The organism is Actinocorallia longicatena (genome assembly GCF_039534125.1).
GTDB lineage: Bacteria > Actinomycetota > Actinomycetes > Streptosporangiales > Streptosporangiaceae > Actinocorallia > Actinocorallia longicatena.
Genome location: NZ_BAAAUV010000005.1, coordinates 516733 through 536544, shown reverse-complemented (window position 1 = coordinate 536544; position 19812 = coordinate 516733). Strand labels below are relative to the sequence as shown.

At 71.1% G+C, this 19812-nt stretch carries 19 protein-coding genes; 5 read left to right on the top strand and 14 right to left on the bottom strand.

Annotated features, from left to right (window positions below):
• A partial coding sequence (locus ABD785_RS13345) for a DUF6801 domain-containing protein (RefSeq protein WP_344827067.1) occupies positions 1–652 on the bottom strand: 652 nt, incomplete at its 3' end.
• Positions 653–974: 322 nt separating this feature from the next.
• On the opposite strand from ABD785_RS13345, the gene ABD785_RS13340 reads away from it, so the two are divergent.
• The gene (locus ABD785_RS13340; RefSeq protein ID WP_344827064.1) at positions 975–2261 is read left to right on the top strand and encodes a DUF6801 domain-containing protein; all 1287 of its coding nucleotides are present in this window, start codon (positions 975–977) and stop codon (positions 2259–2261) included.
• 95 nt (positions 2262–2356) lie between these two features.
• Here the strand turns inward: ABD785_RS13340 and ABD785_RS13335 are convergent, their stop codons facing one another.
• Entirely contained in the window at positions 2357–2890 is a 534-nt protein-coding gene (locus tag ABD785_RS13335; RefSeq protein WP_344827060.1) for a hypothetical protein, read from the bottom strand.
• A 281-nt stretch (positions 2891–3171) separates the two neighbouring features.
• On the opposite strand from ABD785_RS13335, the gene ABD785_RS13330 reads away from it, so the two are divergent.
• Both ABD785_RS13330 and ABD785_RS13325 read left to right on the top strand, forming a co-directional pair.
• Entirely contained in the window at positions 3172–4182 is a 1011-nt protein-coding gene (locus ABD785_RS13330; RefSeq protein WP_344827055.1) for a cupin-like domain-containing protein, read from the top strand.
• Between the two features lie 26 nt (positions 4183–4208).
• A complete protein-coding gene (locus ABD785_RS13325) occupies positions 4209–5429 on the top strand; it encodes a hypothetical protein (protein WP_344827052.1) in 1221 nt (406 codons plus the stop codon).
• Positions 5430–5481: 52 nt separating this feature from the next.
• Here the strand turns inward: ABD785_RS13325 and ABD785_RS13320 are convergent, their stop codons facing one another.
• Positions 5482–7065, bottom strand: a complete 1584-nt coding sequence (locus ABD785_RS13320) for a dolichyl-phosphate-mannose--protein mannosyltransferase (protein WP_344827048.1) — start codon at positions 7063–7065, stop codon at positions 5482–5484.
• Positions 7066–7143: 78 nt separating this feature from the next.
• Here ABD785_RS13320 and ABD785_RS13315 point away from each other — a divergent pair, with 78 nt between their 5' ends.
• Positions 7144–8334: an aminoglycoside phosphotransferase family protein gene (locus tag ABD785_RS13315; RefSeq protein WP_344827045.1), complete on the top strand. Its 1191-nt coding sequence runs from the start codon at positions 7144–7146 to the stop codon at positions 8332–8334.
• Here ABD785_RS13315 and ABD785_RS13310 read toward each other — a convergent pair.
• The 7 genes from ABD785_RS13310 to ABD785_RS13280 form a co-directional block, all read right to left on the bottom strand.
• Entirely contained in the window at positions 8301–9920 is a 1620-nt protein-coding gene (locus tag ABD785_RS13310; RefSeq protein ID WP_344827040.1) for an amidohydrolase, read from the bottom strand. The genes ABD785_RS13315 and ABD785_RS13310 overlap by 34 nt on opposite strands.
• Before the next feature lie 17 nt (positions 9921–9937).
• On the bottom strand, positions 9938–10537 hold the full coding sequence (locus ABD785_RS13305) for a TetR/AcrR family transcriptional regulator (protein WP_344827037.1): 600 nt from the start codon (positions 10535–10537) through the stop codon (positions 9938–9940).
• Between the two features lie 79 nt (positions 10538–10616).
• Complete coding sequence (locus ABD785_RS13300) at positions 10617–11867, bottom strand: ABC transporter substrate-binding protein (RefSeq protein ID WP_344827034.1); 1251 nt, start codon at positions 11865–11867, stop codon at positions 10617–10619.
• Positions 11864–12853 (bottom strand): branched-chain amino acid ABC transporter permease, encoded by a 990-nt coding sequence (locus tag ABD785_RS13295; RefSeq protein WP_344827030.1) that lies wholly within the window; start codon positions 12851–12853, stop codon positions 11864–11866. Before ABD785_RS13295 ends, ABD785_RS13300 begins: the two co-directional genes overlap by 4 nt.
• Complete coding sequence (locus ABD785_RS13290; RefSeq protein WP_344827025.1) at positions 12846–13736, bottom strand: branched-chain amino acid ABC transporter permease; 891 nt, start codon at positions 13734–13736, stop codon at positions 12846–12848. The genes ABD785_RS13295 and ABD785_RS13290 overlap by 8 nt, the downstream gene beginning before the upstream one ends.
• Entirely contained in the window at positions 13733–14515 is a 783-nt protein-coding gene (locus ABD785_RS13285; RefSeq protein WP_344827107.1) for an ABC transporter ATP-binding protein, read from the bottom strand. Before ABD785_RS13285 ends, ABD785_RS13290 begins: the two co-directional genes overlap by 4 nt.
• Complete coding sequence (locus ABD785_RS13280) at positions 14512–15294, bottom strand: ABC transporter ATP-binding protein (RefSeq protein WP_425547760.1); 783 nt, start codon at positions 15292–15294, stop codon at positions 14512–14514. The genes ABD785_RS13285 and ABD785_RS13280 overlap by 4 nt, the downstream gene beginning before the upstream one ends.
• Before the next feature lie 241 nt (positions 15295–15535).
• On the opposite strand from ABD785_RS13280, the gene ABD785_RS13275 reads away from it, so the two are divergent.
• On the top strand, positions 15536–16753 hold the full coding sequence (locus tag ABD785_RS13275) for a PucR family transcriptional regulator (RefSeq protein WP_344827019.1): 1218 nt from the start codon (positions 15536–15538) through the stop codon (positions 16751–16753).
• Here ABD785_RS13275 and ABD785_RS13270 read toward each other — a convergent pair.
• Genes ABD785_RS13270 through ABD785_RS13255 form a run of 4 tightly spaced genes read right to left on the bottom strand, consistent with a single transcriptional unit; the run spans position 16718 to position 19794 of the window.
• Entirely contained in the window at positions 16718–17686 is a 969-nt protein-coding gene (locus ABD785_RS13270; RefSeq protein ID WP_344827016.1) for an LLM class flavin-dependent oxidoreductase, read from the bottom strand. The two genes, ABD785_RS13275 and ABD785_RS13270, sit on opposite strands and share 36 nt — an antisense overlap.
• A 51-nt stretch (positions 17687–17737) precedes the next feature.
• Positions 17738–18469, bottom strand: a complete 732-nt coding sequence (locus ABD785_RS13265; RefSeq protein WP_344827013.1) for an enoyl-CoA hydratase/isomerase family protein — start codon at positions 18467–18469, stop codon at positions 17738–17740.
• Entirely contained in the window at positions 18469–19380 is a 912-nt protein-coding gene (locus ABD785_RS13260) for a TIGR03619 family F420-dependent LLM class oxidoreductase (RefSeq protein ID WP_344827010.1), read from the bottom strand. The genes ABD785_RS13265 and ABD785_RS13260 overlap by 1 nt, the downstream gene beginning before the upstream one ends.
• 45 nt (positions 19381–19425) lie before the next feature.
• Positions 19426–19794 (bottom strand): cupin domain-containing protein, encoded by a 369-nt coding sequence (locus ABD785_RS13255; protein WP_344827008.1) that lies wholly within the window; start codon positions 19792–19794, stop codon positions 19426–19428.
• Positions 19795–19812 lie beyond the last annotated feature (18 nt).

Genomic DNA, 19812 nt, shown 5'->3' with positions numbered 1-19812 from the left:
GGGTCGGGGTCGGGGTCGGGGTCGGGGTCGGGGCGTCGATGACCTTGAAGTTGGCCAGGACCACCGGCGCGGCCAGGGTGCAGGGCGCGTCGAAGGTGTCCGAACCCTCGACGAGCTGGATCGGGGCTCCCGCGGAGTCACGCAGGATCATCGGGCCGAGGGTCAGGCCGGTCAGCGTGACGCTGCCGTCCCCGACCTGCGGGAAGGTGAGCGACGGCGAGGCGCCGTTCGCGGTCACCTGGAGGGTGCCCGACTCGGGGACGGGGGTCGGGTCGATCGTGACCGGGATGGCCGGGTTCAGGTTGATCGTCGGCGCCTTGATGTTCGCCTTCGACGTGCCCTTGCCCTCGAGGCTCTTGCCGCCGACCAGGCCCATGCCCGAGACGGTGTCCTCGTTGATGGTGGAGACCGCGGCGATCGGCAGTTTGCCGGTGGCCACACCCTTCTGGATCTCCGCGGGCAGCGGGATCGAGACCGTGGAGGCGACCGGCTGGTCACCGACGATCGGGAACGAACAGGTGAACACGACGTCGATGCTCACCGCGTGAGCGGGACCCGCCACGCCCATCGCGCTGAGGAGACCGACGGTGAGGGTACCGACGGCGGCCGCGGCGAGGCCGGTGGCCGACTTGGATTTCTTGGTGCTTGACACTTGGTGCCTCTCAGTTAAAGGGGCTTCGGGAGGTTTCAGTTGCGTAAACTACTCACCGGTACTGGTCGGGGTCATTGGATTCAACTAACAAGTTCCCGACGAGTGTGACTCACATCTCGCACATCGCTTCAAACGACCGCGAGAAATCGTAACACCAGAGAAATCCCAGGTCAGAGGCTTGTTTTAGCACATAATGAGGGCCCCGTTGTCACTTGAAAACGAGTTTCCTCGCGCAGCCGATGGTTAAGGTGGGCCGCCACCCCGGCCAGGCAATTTCCCATCCTGACGAAAACACAGATCATTTCGTCGACCGAGGAGAACAATGCGCAAGGAAAAGCTGAGAAGGAGTGCTACGACGGGGCTGGCGTCGGGTGCGGTGGGCGGCCTCGCCCTCGGCCTGCTCGGTGTCATGGGCGCGGCGTCGCCCGCGGCGGCGGCCGACCTGGACCTGGACTTCTCCTGCAACTTCCCGATCGTCGGGGTGCAGCCGGTGAAGACGCACATCAGCATCCCCATCCCGGCGGAGATCGAGGTCGGCCAGCCGACGGGCAAGCTGCCGATCACCGCCGTGTCCACCATCAACGAGGACACCGTCTCGGGCATGGGGCTGGTCGGCGGCAAGAGCCTCGAGGGCAAGGGCACCTCGACCGCCAACATCACGGCGCCCACGATCAACCTGAACCCGGCGATCCCCGTCTCGATCGACCCGACGCCCGTCCCCGAATCCGGGACGCTGAACGTGACGGCCGTCGGCTCCTCGCCGTCCCTCACCTTCCCTCAGGTCGGCGACATCAAGATCACTGTCACCAAGCTCGAGCTGGGCCCGATGATCCTGCGCGACGCCGCGGGAGCCCCGATCCAGCTCGTCGAGGGTTCGGACACCTTCAACGCCGAGTGCACGATCCCCGGCGGGCAGAACACCGTCCTGGCCACCGGCAAGGTCATCCCCAAGGGCGGCGGCGGCCCCACCCCGACGCCCACTCCGCCGACCCCGACCCCCACCCCTCCCACCCCCACACCCACCCCTCCCACCCCCACTCCGACCCCGCCCACTCCCACGCCGACTCCCACGCCCCCGACCCCGACCCCGACCCCGACTCCTCCCACCCCGACGCCCACGCCCGGCACCAAGACGCTGAAGCTGAAGGGCACCACGCACTTCAAGCACGCCAACGGGAAGGCCTCGCTCAAGGGCGGGATCGAGGTGAAGAGCAACGCCTCGACCGGCAAGTTCACCGCGGCGCTCAAGCTCGACGACACCACCGGCACGTTCCTGCTGTGGGGGGTGCTGCCGGCCAAGGCCGGCCTGAAGTTCACGCCCGTCGGTGACGTCACCGGCAAGAGCTCCAAGGGCGTCATCACCGCGAGGAGCAGGCTCGACGTGTGGGTCCCCCACGTCAAGCTGTTCGGCTTCGACATCGGCGGCGGCTCCGGCTGCCACCTGAAGAGCCCCGTCACGCTGAACCTGAAGAGCAGGTCGAAGTACGACCCGACGCTCAGCGCGACCTACACGCTGCCGAAGTTCAAGAACTGCGGAGACCTGACCGGCCTGATCAACAAGGTCGCCCCCGGCAAGGGCAACACCGTGAAGATCTGGCCGACCGGCTGACGCCTCCGGTGACCCGGGACCTCCGCCCCGGGTCACCGGAGAACAGAAGGGCTCCCGCCGGATTCCGGCGGGAGCCCTTCTCGTCGGCGCGTGGATCAGGCCTTGCACTCCGGGGCCTTGGCGAACGCGTCGGCCAGCTCGGGCACGGCCTTCAGGTCGGCGGCGGGGCCGGCGCCGGCGTAGGCGGTGTAGGCCGTGACACCGGACGAGCTCGCGCTGAGCGCCATCGACAGCGACTTGCCGTCGGTGACCTTCGCCTTGGACAGCTTGTCCTTGGCGGCCTCGACCGAGTCGCGGGCCGCGGTCACCTTGCCGAGCGCGGAGTCCAGCGCGGCCTGGCCGTTCGCCACCGGCGGAGCGCCCTGGGCCTTCAGCGAGGTCTCCAGGGTCTGGAGCTGGGTGGAGGCCGTGCCGAGATAGTCGACGACGTTCTTCCTGCTCGTCACCGGGTCCTTGGAGTCCATCTGCGGCATCTTGGCCTTGGCCAGGTTGGCCTTCGCCGAGGCGCAGACCTTGCCGGCCCAGGCGACCGCGGTCCCGTCGGAGGACGTGTCCTTGTCGCCGCCTCCCCCGCAGCCGGTCACGGTGACGGCCGTCAGCAGCAGTCCGATCATCAGTCGCCGAGCCATTGTGGTTTTCTCCTTTACGCCATGGCTGGCCGAGCCAGCGGACAGGAATGCTACTGACGTCGTGGTTTCGCACAACAGGGGGTGCCGTCTCCGGCTTTTATTCGCGCATATTCCGCAGTCCGCACGGCCCCGGATCTGCCGTCGATGACAAATTCCCCTTCTTTGTCAGCGGGCTGACAAAGAAGGGCGGCCACACGCTCGCCCGGAGCGTTCAACGCCGCTGGGCGCCATGTCAGGGTGGCGCGACGCGACGTGTCCCCACCCACCTCAGGAGGCCGATCATGACGTCACCATCCGTCGACGACTGGCGCCGCTGGATCGCCGAGAACCTGCTCCTCGAAGCCTCGCCGAACGTCCTGTGCGCCCATCTGGTCGAGCAGGGCGGCTTCACCGCGAACGACGCGGTGCGCGAGGTCGAGGGCGCGATCAACAGCCCCTACCTCATGGGGGCGCACCGTATGCGCAACCGGATGATCAAGCGCGACTGGACCCTGTCGGTGCTGTCGGACCTGGCCAGGCTTCGGGAGGACAGCGGCGAGGTGCCGCGCCGCGACAGGCTCTCCGCCGAACGCTTCTTCGAGGACCACTACTACGTGAACCGTCCCGTGGTGATCTCCGGGATGTTCGAGGACTGGCCGGCCCGCACCAAGTGGAACCTGGACTACTTCCGGGAGAACTTCGGCGACCGGAAGGTCGAGGTGCAGCTAGGCCGCGACTCCGACCCCGAGTTCGAGATCAACCGCCAGGCCCACACCAAGAACATGCTGTTCGGCGAGTACGTCGACATGGTCGCGAACGCGGGCAGCACCAACGACTTCTACATCACCGCCAACAACACCGGCTCGAACAAGCAGGCGCTGGCGGAGCTGTGGGACGACATCACGCCGATCGCGGAGTACCTCGACGGCTCCTCCCCCGACAGCGGCTTCTTCTGGCTCGGCCCGGCCGGCACGAAGACCCCGTTCCACCACGACCTGACCAACAACTTCATGGCCCAGGTGATCGGCCGGAAGCGGGTCAAGCTCGTCCCGATGACCGACACGATCCACATGTACAACCACACCCACTGCTATACGACGGTCGACGGCTTCGACATCGACTACGCAGCCCACCCGGACGTCGCCAATACCCAGATCATCGAATGCGAAATCGGCCCGGGTGACCTTCTGTTCATTCCGATCGGCTGGTGGCACTGTGTCGAGGGACTGGACGTCTCGGTGACGATGAGCTTCATCAATTTCCATGAGAAGAACGACTTCTCGGCGACCTATCGCGCCTACCACGATCTGTGATCGTCAATTAGGAAAGGACTGCGTTCGTGGTTCTGCGCAGCGCGCCGCTGTTCGCGGCGCTCCCTCTGTCCGTCGTGCTCGGGGCCCCCGCGTGGGCGGCCGCCGGTCCGGCCATCACCCCGGGCAACGGCGCGACCGTCAAGACCGACACCGTGACGATCAGCGTCACGGCGTCCTCGCTGGGCGGCAAGCTGATCGTGGACGGGGTCACCCGTGACTCCGGCACCGGCAAGCTGACCTACACGATGGACTCCAGCCGGGTCGCGAACGGCACTCACACCGTCAAGTACAACGCGAACGCGCTCTGGGAGGAGGACGGCAGTTCCTCGTTCAAGCTCGCCGCCCGTGCCGACGTGCCGCACAACGTGACCGGGTCGGTCTCCGGCCGCACCCTGACCGTCCGCTGGTCGGCCGGCCCCGAGCCGGACATCACCGGATACGCGATCTCCACCGAGGCCGGCAACGACCATGTCGGCCCGTGCAGCGGGACCTGCTCCACCACGATCCGCCTGCCGGACAGCACGACCGGCTCGCTGGCGATCGGGGTGGAGGCCGAGCGGAGCGGTTCCGACCTCGTCTCGCCGGCCGCCTACATCTTCGTGGACGTGCCCGCCGTCGTGGTGGAGCCGCCGCCCGCGCCGGAGCAGACCAACCCGCCGCCGGCCCCTAATCCGCAGCCTCAGCCGCAGCCGCAGCCCTCCGTGCCGGGCGTGACCCCCACGCCGACACCGACCCCCACCCCTACACCGCCGAAGAAGCCGGGCAAGAACGGGAAGCCGAGCGGTTCGGCGGTCACCCCGACCCCGACGCCTACGCCGGTCACCCCCGGTCCGACGACGCCGTCCACCACACCGTCCGTGCCGCCGTGGCTGGGGCCGCTGCTGACGCCGTCGCCGACCGCCACCCCGTCGGGCCCGCCGATCCTGCCACCGATCGCCGACACCGACACCGGTGGGCTGCCGGCGCTGCCGAAGACGGATCTGGCCGCCAACGCGGTGCCGCAGCCGGTGCTGGACGAGCGTTCCGCCCAGGGCGCGGCGATCGGCTCGGTGCTGATCCTCGGCCTGGCCCATGTGGGGACCTGGACGCGCAGGCACCGCCGCCGCAAGCTCGCCCTGGCCGCGGGCCCCACCGCGCACGAGCGCGTCAGCGTCGAGCGCACCACCATCGAGGCCGCCACCGAGGCCGCCCGGCAGCCCGCGGCGATCAAGAAGCGCCGCCGGCACCGGTTCCGGCGCCCCCGGTAGCCCACCCGCTCCAGGACGCCGCCGTGCACCCGCACGGCGGCGTCCTTTCGTTCTAGATCCAGCGGTGCAGCCACATGCGGTCCATCCAGGAGGACCACGGCACCAGCTCGGCGGTGAGGATCGGGTAGAAGTAGGCGAAGGTCACGGACACCGCCAGCAGATAGAGGAAGCCGGCCGCGCCCGCGGCGGTCCTGAGCCGGGGGCGGTTCGCTGTCCGTTCCCAGAGCATCGCGAAGGCCACGACGAGCCCGATGACGATGAACGGCAGCATCGGCAGCGCGTAGGTGGAGAACATCGTGCGGCCGTGGAAGGCCTCGGGCAGCCAGGGCAGGATCCCCGCGAGGTAGCCGGTGATCGCGGCCGCCGCCCGCCAGTCACGGGTCCAGGGCAGGGTGAGCAGCAGCAGCCCGAGGACGGGAAGCGACACCCACCAGATCGCGGGCGTCCCGAGGTCGGTGACGTTCCGGACGCACTTCTCGGCCAGTCCGCAGCCCCGCTGCCCGGCCTCGGTGACGCTGAAGTGCATCCCGGCGGGGCGCCCCTGGTAGGTCCACTCCCACGGCCACGACTGGCTCGGGTGCGAGCCGATGACGCCGTGGTGGAAGCTGTAGGTGTCGACGTGCCGCTGCCACAGGGAGCGCAGCGGGTCGAGGAAGTCCGGCAGCGCGCTCGGATGGCCGTCGGCCCAGTCCCGGTCCCACGCGGCGATCCTGCGGCCGAACAGCTTCTCCTGGAGGCCGGTTCCCGAGACGAAGAAGCCCCACCAGCCGGCGACATAGGTCGTCAGGGCGACGAACCCGACGGTGACCACCGAGGGCAGGGCGTCCTTCAGCAGCATCCCCGCCCAAGGCCGCCGGACCCCCGCGGCCTTGCGGGCGTTGCGGTCCCACAGCAGCGCCAGCGCCCACAGGAACGCCAGGGCGAACAGGCCGGTCCACTTGGTGCAGGCGGCGAGGCCGAAGAAGACCGCGGCCAGGATCCGCCAGCCGTGGAGCAGGAACGGCCCGCAGGTCCCCCCGCTCAGCCGTTCCCTGGTGCGGTCGCGGTCCACGACCAGGCAGCCGAACGCGCACACGATGAAGGTCATCAGGAACATGTCGAGCATCGCGACACGGCCCATCACCAGCCAGGAGCCGTCCATCGCGAGCAGGAGCCCGGCCGCGCAGCCGAACAGCGTCGATCCGGTCATCCGGCGGACCGTCCTGGCCAGGACGAGGACCGCCACGACCGCGGCGACGGCCGCGGCGGCCCGCCATCCGAGCGGGTTCATCCCGAACAGCCGGATCCCGATGGCGATCATCCACTTGCCCATCGGCGGATGGACCGCGCTGCCCGCGACGCCCGGCACGAGCCCCGCCGCCGGGTCTCCCCCCATGACCAGACCGTTGGCGGGCTGGCCGCCGGGCTGGTCGCGCCAGCTCAGCTCGGTGCCGCTGTACAGCATCGCCCAGGCGTCCTTGGCGTAGTACGTCTCGTCCCACATGAGCTCGTGGGGGCGGCCGAGCTTCGGGAAGACCAGGAGGAAGGCGATCGCGGAGACGAGGACGGGCCCGAGCCAGCCCCAGTCGAGCTCCGACAGGCGCCGCCTGGTCCAGTCCGCGGGACGGGCCGCGGTGACCTTCTCAATCACGATCATGCGTCCACAACGTAAGCCTCGCGGCCTCGGCGGGATAATGCGTGGCAGCAGAGTTAGCGGGCCACCGATACTCAGTTAGTGAGTGCCCTGCGGACCGCGAGCGCGGTCGTCACCTTCGGCGAAGAGATCATCGGCGAATCCGGCCCGTTCGAAACACCGGAATCGGCCGCGTGGAACAACACCGCGCCCGTCTGCGAAAGGCTGTCCGCCCTGCTCGGCGTGCCCGTGGTCGTTCTGCGGCTGCTCGAGGTCTCCGGCGGGGGGTTCGCCCGCGGGGGCCGCGTCAGATACCACGCGGAGGCCCTGGAGCGGCCCCGGTCCCGTCTGTCCCCCGCCGCGGCGGGGGACCTGTTCGAGCCGCATCCGCTGCGGTCGCGCTGGGCGACCTCGGCGGGGCTGCGCGAGGGGCTGGAGTGGGCGTCCTCGGTGGCCGAGGTGACCGGGCCGCCCCGCCAGGCCAAGACCTGGAACCTCGGCGCCGTGTTCCGGCTGCCCGTCGAGGGCGGCTCCGTGTGGCTGAAGGGGTCCGCGCCGTTCGGGGCGGCCGAACCCGACGCCCTGGAGTGGATCGGCGACCCGTCGCTGACCCCGGTGGTCCTGGCGCGGCGGCCCGGCTGGACGGTCCTGTCCCATCTCCCGGGCGAGGACTGCTGGGAGGCGGGACCCGGCCTGCTCGACGCCCTCGTGCGGCGCTGGGCGGAGGCCGCCGGACGGCTCGGGGCTCCGGCGTCGCTGCCCGACCGGCGGCCCGCCCGGCTGCCCGCGCTGTTCGCCGGGCTCCTGGACGGGGAGGCGGGCCGCTCCCTCGACGCCGCCGAGACCGAGGCCGCCGGACGTCTCCTGGACGCCCTGCCCCGGCTGATCTCCGGCCTGGAGGCGTGCGGGCTGCCCGAGGGCCTCGTCCACGGCGACTTCCACCCGGGCAACTGCCGTTCCGACGGCACCCGGACGACCGTCCTCGACTTCGCCGACGCCCACCACGGCCATCCCGCGCTCGACGGCCTGCGCCCGGCCACCTTCGTCGCCCCGGACCTGTGGGAGCCGTGCCGCTCCGCCTGGATCTCCACCTGGTCGAGGGCCGTGCCCGGATCCGATCCGGCCCGCGCGCTGGAGCTTTTCAGGCCGCTGGCGCACCTGTCCTACGCCCACCGCTACCAGGAGTTCCTCGACGCCATCGAGCCGAGCGAGCGGATCTACCACGAGGGCGACCCCGCCGAGGAGATCCGCGAGGCGCTTCAGGCGGTGAAGACCTCGCGGCCGCCGACGTAGGTCGCGACGGTCCGGGTCAGATGGATCTCCTCGACCGGGGCGGCGAACGGGTCGCGGTCGGCGATCGCCAGGTCCGCGCGGAACCCCGGCCGGATCACGCCGGTGTCGTCGAGATGGTTCACGTAGGCCGAACCGGCGGTGTAGGCCGTCAGCGCGGTGTGCAGGGAGAGGGACTGCTCGGGCAGGAGCGGCCGCGCGTGGTCTCCGCCGGGTTCGACCCGGTTGACCGCTACGTGCAGGCCCTCCCACGGGTCGGGGCTGGAGACCGGCCAGTCGCTGCCGGCCGCCAGCGTCGCACCGGTGCGGTGCAGGGCGGCGAACGGGTACTGCCGGGCGGTCCGCTCCGGGCCGATGAAGGGGATCGTCAGATCGTCCATCTGGGGTTCGTGGCAGGCCCACAGCGCCTGCATGTTCGCCGTGACGCCCAGCTCACGGAAGCGCGGAAGATCGCCTGGGGCGATCACCTGGAGGTGGGCGATGTGGTGCCGGTGGTCGGTCGTGCCGTTGGCGCGACGGGCGGCCGCCAGGGCGTCGAGTGCCTCCGTGGCGGCCCGGTCTCCGATGGCGTGCAGGTGGACCTGGAAGCCGGCCGCGTCCAGGGCGGTGACGGCCTCGCCCAACACGGCCGGATCGACGAAGGAGATCCCGGAGTTGGCGGTGCGGCAGCCGCAGGCGTCGAAGTAGGGGTCGTGCATCGCGGCGGTGTAGTTCTCCGCCACCCCGTCCTGCATGATCTTGACGGTGCGGGCGGTGAAGTTCCCCGCCGCCACCCGCCGGGCGAGCAGGTCGCCGAGCTGCTCCAGGCCCCGGTTCCGGTCCCACCACAGGGCACCGGAGACCCGGGCGGTGAGGGTGCCGCGGGCGGCGGCGCGCAGGTAGGTGTCGTAGACGTCGGGGATGTCGAGGTACTCGCCGATGATGGCGTCCTGCCAGGCGGTGATCCCGAGGGAGTGCAGCCTCTCCTGGGCGACGAGCAGGGCGGCGTCCTTCTCCTCCGGCGTGCGGCCGGGGGTGTGCCTGCCGACCAGCGTCGCCGCTCCCTCGTGCAGCATCCCGGCCGGGGCTCCGTCCGGTTCGCGTTCGATCCTGCCGTCGGCCGGGTCCGGGGTGTCCGCGCCGATCCCGGCGAGTTCCAGGGCCCGGGTGTTGGCCCAGGCGCCGTGGGCGTCGCGGTTCAGCAGGAAGACCGGACGGTCCGCGACCACCGCGTCGAGCAGCCTCCGGGTCGGCCCGGACGGCGGGAACCGGTCCATCGACCAGCCGCCGCCGACGATCCACTCCCGCTCGGGGAACCGCCGCGCGTACTCGGCGACCAGTTGCACGTATCCCTCGGCGGTGTCGGCTCCGCGCAGGTCGCAGGTGAGGATCTGGAGCCCGGCCGCCACCGGGTGGGCGTGGGCGTCCTGGAATCCGGGCAGCAGCATCCGCCCGCCGAGCCCCACCCGCTCGGCCGCCTCCGCGGACGCGACCTCGTCGTGCCCGACGGCCGCGATCGTCCCGTCCTTGATCCCGACGGCCGTGGCCCACGGCCGGGCCGGATCTCCGGTGAACACCGGCCCACCCGCGAAGACGACGTCGAAGCCCATGGCGTGGAGATTAGTGCCTATCTGAGCAGTTTCAGAACGAGGTGCGCGTAGAGCGCGCCGATGTCCTCGGGGCTCTTGGGCCCCGACGGCCTGTACCAGCGGGCGATGTCGGTGCACATGGAGGTGAGGGCGCGGGTGGTGCCGACGGCGTCGGCGACCTCGAAGGCCCCGGTGGCTATCCCCGCCCTGATCTCGTGCAGGAACAGCTCGCCGACCGTGGCCCGGCTCTCCCTGACCCGGGCGTAGTCGTCGGTGCTGAGGGCGCCGAGCTCCGTCCGGACGACCCTCGCCGCCTGGTGGTTGAAGGCGTGGCCGCGGGCGAAGGCGAAGGCCAGGGAGCGGACCCGCTCCACGGGATCGTCCAGGCCCAGGAGCGACTCGTGCAGCTCCAGCAGCAGGAACTCGTGAACGCCCAGGCAGATCCGGCGCAGCAGCTCGGCCTTCGTGCTGTAGTGCACGTACATGGCCGCCGGGCTCATCCCGGCGGACTTGGCTATCTGACGGGTCGTGGCGCCGTGGTAACCCTGCTCGGCGAAGGCCTCGACGGCCGCCAGCAGGATCTTCCGGGCCGCCACCGGCTGCACGTCCTCCCACAGCCGTTCCGGTCCACCGCTCATCTGCTCCCCCCAGGAGGGAGCGTAGGGCCCCGGCCCCGCCATTGGCGAGGCCGGGGTCCCTCCCCCGACGAGCATCCGGTCAGCCGAGCGTTCCGGCCGGGACCTTGTAGCCCTTGACCAGTTCCGACGCGGTCTGCGGCGCGACGACCTTCAGGCCGCCGGCCGAGGCCTTGTCCGGCTGCATGACGTAGTCGGCGAGGGTCGGCGGAACGTCGACGCTCGTGAAGTCCGCCTTGAGGCCGAAGCCGATGTCATAGCCGTTCTGCGCGCGGTGCGCGGTGATGATCCCGTCGTGGGTGAGGTCCTTGGCCTCACACGCCTTCTTCAGGGCGTCACCGAAGATCGACGCGCTGACGAACCCGGCGAGGATGCCTCCGTCGAGGAGCTGGCCGGGGAACTTGGCCTGGTAGTCGGTGGTCAGCTTCTTGACGGCGGGCAGGTCCGAGCTGAGCGGGACCGCCGAGCCGACGATGTAGAAGCCCTGGAGCAGGGCGGGAGCGGCCGGGGTCTCCAGCAGCTGCGGAGCGTAGGCCGCCTGGTTGCCGATGATCGGAGCCTTGATCCCCTGAGCGCGGGCGACGCCGGCCAGCGAGGCCACCGCCTTCGGGGTGATGCTCGCGGTGATCGCCGTGACGCCCGCGCTCTTGAGCGCGGAGACCTGGGCGGTCATGTCGGTGTCGGTGGCCTTCACCTTCTGCTCGACCAGGGTCACCCCGAGCTGCTGGGCGGCGTACTTGGCGCCGGACAGGGCGTTCTGGCCGTAGTCGCCCTCGGCGTAGACGACGCCGACCTTGTCGCCCTTCTTGATCAGCTTCTGGCCGGACAGGAACGCGAAGGCGTTGATCGCCTGGACGTCGTAGGTCGTGCCCGTGACCTGGACGTACTTGTTGCCCAGCAGCGCCGTCGACCAGGCCAGCGGGATCGTGAACACCTTGTCGGCGGTGATCCGGTCCTTGACCGCGGTGACCATCGGCGAGCCGATGAACTGCGGGAAGCCGACGACCTTGGGCGCGAGCTCGGTGTAGGCGGCGACGGCACGCTGCGGGTCGTAACCGTGGTCCCGGACGATGACCTCGATCTTCCGGCCGCAGACGCCGCCGGCCTCGTTGACCTGGTCGAAGTAGAGCTGCTCGGCCTGCGTGACGGACTTGCCGAGGGAGGCGAACGGGCCGGTCAGGTCGGTCAGCGCCCCGACAGTGATCTTGTCGGCCGAGACTCCGGGCCCGGTCTTCACACCGTCGGAACCGGTGCCGTCCTTCGACTCGCCCTTCGAGCTGCACCCGGCGAGGGCGAGCGCCGCTGCCACGGCGATGGGAACGATCTTCTTCATGCGGGTGTCTCCTTGGGACGGGGGGTGGGGGTGGGGAGGGACAGGCGGGAGAGTCCGCCGGGGAGGAAGAGGACGATGACCACGACGGCCGTCCCGTACAGGAGCCGGGCGGCTGACGCGGGCGACAGGCTCTCGGGGAGCGCGTCGCTGTAGTGGGTCAGCATCTGCGGGAGCAGGGTGACGACCAGGGCGCCGACGACGGCGCCGCGGACCGAGCCCAGCCCGCCGATGACGATCATGGCGAGGTAGTCGAGGGACAGGGTGATCCCGAAGTAGTCGGGAACGGTCCGCTGGAAGGCCAGCGCGATGAGGACCCCGGCGAGGCCGCCGTACATCGACGACAGCACGAACACCGACGCCCGGTACCGCGCCACCGGGACGCCCATCACGCCCGCGGCGATCCGGTGGTCGCGGACGGCGTTCAGCGCCCGGCCCGGCCTGCCGCCGAGGACGCCCGCGGCGAACCAGGCGGCCAGCCCGAGGACGGCCAGGCCCAGGAACCAGAGCTTCTCCTGCTGGCCGAACGGGATCCCGAGGACGTTCAGCGGCTCGGTGCCGTCGAAGACGAACCCGAACAGCTCGAACGGCGGGACCGCCTTGCCGTTGACACCTCCGGTCACGTCCTCGGCGTTGAACAGCACGTGCTGCCCGACGAAGACGAGGCCGAGCGTGGCGATGCCGAGGTTGACCCCGCCGAGCCGGCCCGAGATCGGGCTGAACGCCAGCCCGGCGATCCCGGCCAGCAGGACCGACAGGATCGCGGCGAGCAGGGGAGGCATCCCCTCGCCCGCCCAGTAGGTGTAGCCGTAGGCGCCGACCGCGAGAAAGAACGCGTGCCCCATCGACAGCTGGCCGGTCGCGCCGGTCAGCAGGTTGAGGCCGATCGCGCCGACGGCCGCGGCCATGGCGAACAGGCCGGCCTGGAGCCAGAAGCCGTCCAGGTAGAACGGCGGGACCAGCAGCAGGAGCCACAGGAGCCTAGACACGGGCGGTCTCCCTCGTTCCGAAGAGGCCGGCCGGCCGCCAGAGCAGCACCAGCACCATGACGGCGTAGGGCGCGACGTCCCCGATCCCCCGGCCGAGGAAGACCAGATCGTTCTGGTAGCCGGTCATCAGCGACTCGGTCAGCCCGACGATCAGGCCGCCGGCGAGCGCCCCCGTCGTGGAGTCCAGGCCGCCGAGGATCGCGGCCGGGAAGGCCTTGAGCGCGGCGTAGGAGGTCGTGCGGTCCAGGCCCGGCGTCGGGAAGACCGTCAGGAACACCGCGGCCACCGCCGCGAGCCCGCCCGCCACCGCCCAGGCGCCGATCGAGACCCGTCCCAGGCGGATGCCCATGAGGGCGGCCGTCTCGGAGTCCTCGGCCACGGCCCGCATCGAGACGCCCCAGGCCGTGTACTTGAACGCCAGCAGGAAGATCCCGATCAGCGTTCCGGCCGCCAGCAGCGCCGCTATGCGCGTCGCGGGGATCGTCACCGAGCCCAGGTGGACCAGGTGGTCGCCCCACGGGTCGCCGAGCGCGAGGGTGTCGGTGCCGATCCTGCGGGTCAGCTCACTGGTCAGCACGATGTCGATGCCGATCGTCGCGATCGCCACCACCGCCTGGTCGAGCACCCTGGCCCGGCGGATGACCGCGAACTCCACGATCCCGCCGATGGTCGCGGCGACCAGGACGCCCAGCACGAGCGCGCCCCAGAACCCGAAGTCGTCGTGGGTCTCGGCGACCACGTAGCCGCCGATGAGCAGCAGCGACGCGTGCGCGAAGTTGACCACCTCGGTGGCCTTGAAGATCACAACGAAGCCGAGGGCGATCAGCGCGTACACCGCGCCGGTCGCCACCCCGTTGACGATCAGCTCTATCAGTTTGGTCATGAACGGTGCTCCTGCTGGGGGTCGGCGCCGAGGTAGGCGCGGATGACCTCGGGGTCGCGCTGGACCTCTGCGGGGGTGCCGGTGGCGATCAGCCGCCCGAAGTCGAGGACGGTGACCCGGTCGGCGAGATTCATCACGAGGCCGATGTCGTGCTCGACGATGACGACGGTCAGCCCGAGCCCGCGCTGGGCGGCGCGGATCAGCGCCGCCATCTCGCGGCGCTCTCCGCCGTTCATCCCCGCGACGGGCTCGTCGAGCAGCAGCAGCCGGGGTTCCATCGCCAGGGCCCGGCCGAGCTCCACCCGCTTGCGCAGGCCGTAGGGGAGCACGCCGACCGGGCTGTGCAGATGATCTTCCAGCCCGATGAACTCGGCGATCTCGGCGACCCTGCGCCGGTGCTCCGCCTCCTCCCGCCTGGCCTGCGGCAGCCGCAGTCCCGCCGAGAGGAATCCGGCCTTCATCAGGCGCTGGCGGCCGAGCATCAGGTTGTCGGCGACCGTCAGGCGCCCGGCCAGGGCGATGTTCTGGAACGTCCGGGCCACGCCCAGGGCGGCGATCCGGTGCGGGGCGAGCCCGACCAGCTCCCTGCGGCCCAGCCGGACGCTGCCGGACGTCGCCCGGTAGACCCCGGAGAGGACGTTGAAGCAGGTCGACTTGCCCGCGCCGTTGGGGCCCAGGATCGCGTGGACGCTGCCGTCCTCGACGGTGAACCCGACCTTGTCCAGTGCGGTCAGGCCGGCGAACTTCACGGTGACGTCCGTGACCTCGAGCAGCGTCACGGCTCCCACCGCCGCAGCGTCGGGAAGTCCGGGATGTCCATGGCGGTGTCGATGCCCAGGTAGCGCCGCTGGATCTCGTCGGTGGCGGCGAGCTCCTCGGCCGGGCCGCTGAGCGTCACCTCGCCGACCTCCAGCAGGTAGGCGCTGTGGGCCAGCCGCAGCGCCAGGGAGGCGTTCTGCTCGACGAGCAGGACCCCGGTGCCCTCGGCGTTGATCCGCTCGATGGTCCTGGCGATCCGTTCGGCCATCTGCGGGGCCAGGCCCAGCGTCGGCTCGTCCAGCAGCAGGACCTTCGGCCTGGCCATCAGGGCCCGGCCGATCGCGAGCATCTGCTGCTCGCCCCCGGACAGCAGGCCCGCCCGCTGCCCGGCACGGTCCACCAGAACGGGGAACAGCTCGTGCACCCAGTCCTTGACCCGGTCGGTCTGGCCGCCTCGCGGCGCCCCGATCGCCCCGGCCCGCAGGTTCTCCGCGACGGTCATCCGGCCGAACACGTGCCGTCCCTCCGGCACCTGGACGACCCCGGCGGCGACGACCCCGGCCGGGCCGAGCCGGCCGAGGGCCTTCCCGCCGTACCGGACGTCACCCGAGGTGACCCCGCCCCGGTGGAACCGGAGCGTTCCGGAGATCGCACGCAGCAGAGTGGACTTCCCCGCGCCGTTCCCGCCGAGCACCGCGACGATCCGGCCGTGCGGGACCTCCAGGTCCACCCCGCGCAGCGCCCGCACCGGCCCGTAGCTGACCGTCAAAGCGCTTATCGTCAGGTCTGATCCAGCCATCCAGTCCGCTTCCTCATCGGCCCTCCTCAATCTGTGGTGCACACCACAACACCCTTGATCGGGCCAGGACCAGAGCACGGGCGGAAGGCGGGACGGAACGCCAGGGTGGAGCGGTCCTCGTTGTGCGACGGCACAACGCGATAAGCGGGCGCTTAGTTTTGTGGGCTTGAGGGTTGTTTTCCGCCGGTCGGGGCCTGACCATTACTAAGCGATCGGTCACCCCACCCCCGGAGGTCGCAAGGTGCGTGCGCTTTCCCTCGTCGACCGGAACCAGGACCACTGCGAAGTGGTCACCGAGGCCGCCCGGCAGCTGGAAGGCCGGATCCCGAAGCTCGCGGTCCGGCTGATCGACCTGATCCTGGACGACTGCCCGTCCTATGTCCTCGTGCCCGACGAGGAGCTCCAGTCCTCGGTCGAACGGGCCCTGCGGGTCGGCCTGGCCACCGTCCCCCGGCCCAGTTCGGACCGGCTCGACCTCGAGCAGGCCGAGTACGACGGCCGCAGGAGGGCCGAGCAGGGCGTCCTGCTGCCCGATCTCCTGCGGGCCTACCAGCATTCGGTGACGGTCGTCTGGGACGGCCTCGTGGAGATCGTCTCGGCGGCGGACCCGGACCGGCTCGACCTGCTGATGCGCAGCAGCATGCACGTCTGGACCTGCGTGAACCGGCAGGCCGACGCGGCCGCCGCCGGCTACCGGCAGGCCCAGGAGGAGCAGAACCAGCAGAGCGACATGCTCTCCCAGTCGATCCTCGGCAAGCTGCTGACCGCGGCCTCCCCCGAACCGGGCCTGGCCGAGACCGTCGCGGCCTCCCTCGATCTGGACGAGCACGGCAGGTACGCCGTCGCGGTGCTGCGGCACCCGCCGGGACGGCCGCTGGCCTACCCCACCCGGATCGCCGGGATGCGGTGCGTCTGGTGGCTGCGCCAGTCGGGCGCCGTCGCGGTGATCGCGCTCGGCTCGGCCGACGCCTCCGACGTCGCCCGCTCGCTGATGCTCGACGGCCAGGTCGGGATCGGTCCCGCCGTGACCGGGCTCGCGGCCCTGTCACGGGGACGGCGGCTGGCCGAGCTCGCGCTCGCCAGCAGGCCCGCCGGCGGTGTCACCCTCCTTGAGGACAACCTGCTGAAGGCGCTGACCACGGCCGTCCCCGAGGTCGCCGCGGTCCTCACCCACCACACGCTGGGGGCGGTGCTCGCGCTGGAGCCGGGCGAGCGGGACCTCCTGCTGGAGACCGTCGCGGTCTGGCTGGACTGCGAGGCGACCACGGCGGTGGCCGCGACCCGGCTGTACTGCCACCGCAACACCGTGATCAACCGGCTCCACCGGGTGGAGAAGCTGACCGGGCTGCGGCTGAGCGATCCGCGCGACCTCGCGATGCTGACCGTCGCCCTGGAGGTCCTGGACACCAGGGTCCGGCGGCCCTCACTCCGGTCGAACGGACGCGACCAGCTCGTGTGAGCGCAGACGGGCCTTGGGCTCGCCCACATTGGTGGCGATCATGAGCTCGTCGGCCGCGGTCCGCCGGACGAGGTCCGCCAGGCCGTCGCGGACCGTGTCCGGGTCGCCGACCACGTGCGACCAGGTGAAGGCGTCGATGGCGGCGTTCTCCTGGCCGGTGTAGGGGTAGGCGAGCGCCTCCTCCGGCGTGGGCAGCAGGCCGGGGGTGCCGCGGCGCAGGTTGAGCATGGCCAGCCGCATCGGGGCGGCCAGCCGGGTGGCCTCCTCGGCGGTGTCGGCGCAGATGACGGCGGCCGTGACCATCGCGTACGGCTCGGTGAGGACCTCCGAGGGCCGGAAGGAGTCCCGGTAGAGCTGGAGGGCGGGCAGGGTGTTGTCTCCGCTGAAGTGGTGGGCGAAGGCGAAGGGCAGGCCGAGCAGGCCCGCGAGCCGGGCGCTGAACCCGCTGGAGCCGAGCAGCCAGATCTCGGGAGAGGCGCCGTTGGCCGGGACGGCCTTCACCCGTCCGGTGCCCGCCAGGTAGCCGCGCAGCTCGGCGACCTCCTGCGGGAAGTCGTCGGCGTCGGCTCCCCTGCGCAGTGCCCTGGCGGTGATCTGGTCGGTGCCGGGCGCCCGGCCGAGGCCCAGGTCGATCCGGCCCGGATGCAGGGCCTCCAGCGTCGCGAACTGCTCGGCGATCACCAGCGGGGCGTGGTTGGGCAGCATCACACCGCCGGAGCCGAGCCGCAGGGTGCTGGTGGCCGCGGCGAGGTGCGCGATCAGCACGGCGGGGGCCGAGCTCGCGATCCCCGGCATGCCGTGGTGCTCGGCCACCCAGTAGCGGTGGTAGCCGAGCTCCTCGGCGGCCCTGGCCAGCTCGGTACTGGCCTGGAGCGCCTCGGCCGGGGTCCGGTCGCTGCTGACCGGCGCGAGATCAAGAACGGAGAGCCTCATACAACGAGGTAACCCCGCGGTCCGGTGGGGAATTCCGCCGCGGCCGTCGTATCAGCCCGTCATGCCCTTGAGAAGCTCGTCGAAGGCGGCGTCCTCGCGGGAGCGGGCGGCGCGGATCGCGTCGCGGTGGGCCTCGGTGACCACGCGTTTGGTCGCCAGCAGCGACGCCAGCGGCTTGGCCGCGATCTCCGCCGCCAGCTCCAGCGTCTCGGCCAGGACCGTCTCGGGCGGGCACGTCTTGAGCGCCAGCCCCGAGGAGACGGCCTGCTCGGCGGTGATCCACCGGCCGGCGTAGAGCGCCAGGGCCGCCTGCTGGGCGCCCATCCGCAGCGGCAGCAGATAGCTGGCGGCCGCCTCGGGCGCGACGCCCATCGTGGTGAACGGCGCGGAGAATCGGGCCTTCTCCGACAGCAGGACCAGGTCGCAGTGGGGCAGCATGGTCAGGCCCAGCCCGACCCCCGACCCGTTGACGGCCGCCAACAGCGGCTTGGGGAAGGTGATCAGTGCGTCCATGAGGATGCCGAAGCCCTTGCCGGTCTCCCCGGTGGACTCCCCCGCCGCGTGCTGCCGGGTGATCTCCGCCATCTCGTCGAGGTCGGTCCCGGCGGAGAACACCCTGCCCTCACCGGTCAGCACCACCACCGAGACCCCGTCGTCGACGGCCGCCGCGTCCAGCGCCGCCGCCAGGCCCCGGTAGAGCTCGTCGTTGAAGGCGTTGGCCGCCTCGGGCCGGCGGAAGGTCAGCACCCTGACCCTTCCCTCGTCCACGGTCCCCAGCACCATCAGCCTTCTCCTCTCCTCGCGCGGTAGCCCGCGACCAGTTCCGCCAGGACTTCGGGCGCCCGCTCCGGATCGGGGCAGAACGCCGCCAGATAGACGTTGACGATCGTCGCCCCGGCGGCGAACAGCGCCGGAACGGCCTCCAGGCTGCGTCCGAGGGAGACCTCGCCCGCGGCGTCCCGCAGGATCGGCAGCGAGGCCTGGACGCGCAGGGTCCCGGGATCGCGCCCGGCGGCGGCGAAGGCCTCGCGCAGGACCGCGACGCCCGCGCCCACCCCGGCGACGCTCTCGCCCATCATCGGGATCCAGCCGTCGCCGAACCGCACGATCCGGTCGAGGTTGCGCGGATGCAGGTTCCCGCTGACCAGCAGCGGCACCCCGCCGGGCTGGACCGGTTTCGGCTCGCACCAGACCTCGTCGAAGGAGACGGTCGGCGAGTCGTACCGGGCGGGGGACGGGGCCCACAGGGCCTTGCAGGCGCCCATCAGGTCGGTGAGCATGGGGCCGCGGCGGGACCAGTCGAGCCCGGCGGCGTCGTACTCCTCGCGCTGCCATCCGGTGCCGACCCCGAGCTCGACCCGTCCGCGGGAGAGCTGGTCGAGGGTCGCCACGGTCTTGGCGAGCACCACGGCGGGGCGCAGCGGAGCGATGATCACTCCGGTCGCCAGCCTCAGCCGCTCGGTGGCCCCGGCGATGGCACCGAGCACCGTCAGGGGTTCCAGCCACGGCATCTCGGTCGAGCCGGGGAAGGTCCCGGCGGGGTAGGCGCCGGTGTTCGGCCCCATCACCACGTGGTCGACGACCATGACCCGTTCGACCCCGGCCTCCTCGGCCCGCCGGGCCAGGCGGACCAGGCCGTCCCACTCGCCGTCGGCGAACTGCCCGCCGAAGTTGGACAACGTCACCGAGAGCATCCGGCCACCCTAGCAACCGCTTGCTAGGGTCACCAGACGAGCCTCCTATCGGGCCCACGGCGGGGAGATGACGTTGCCGTTGAGCATCCCCTTCATCCCGGCGGTGGTGACGGCGACGACCACGGCGCCCTCCTCTCCCGAGGCCAGGAAGAACGGGACCCCCGGCGGGCACATCAGGGCGTCGCCGGGGCCGGCGGTGTGCTCGACGCCGTCGATGGTGGCGGTGAAGGTCCCCGACTGGACGTAGAAGACCTCCTCGTGGTCCACGGAGTGCACGGGGCTGCGCGACGGCCCGGTGGCGGTGACGGTCCACATCGCGAGCTGGACGGAGCCCCTGCTGGGGACGGCCAGGGGGGTCATGACGAAATCACCGTTGTCGATGACGGTGGCGGCGGCGCTGGTGGCGAGCGTCAAGGGGGCTCCCTAAAGTGG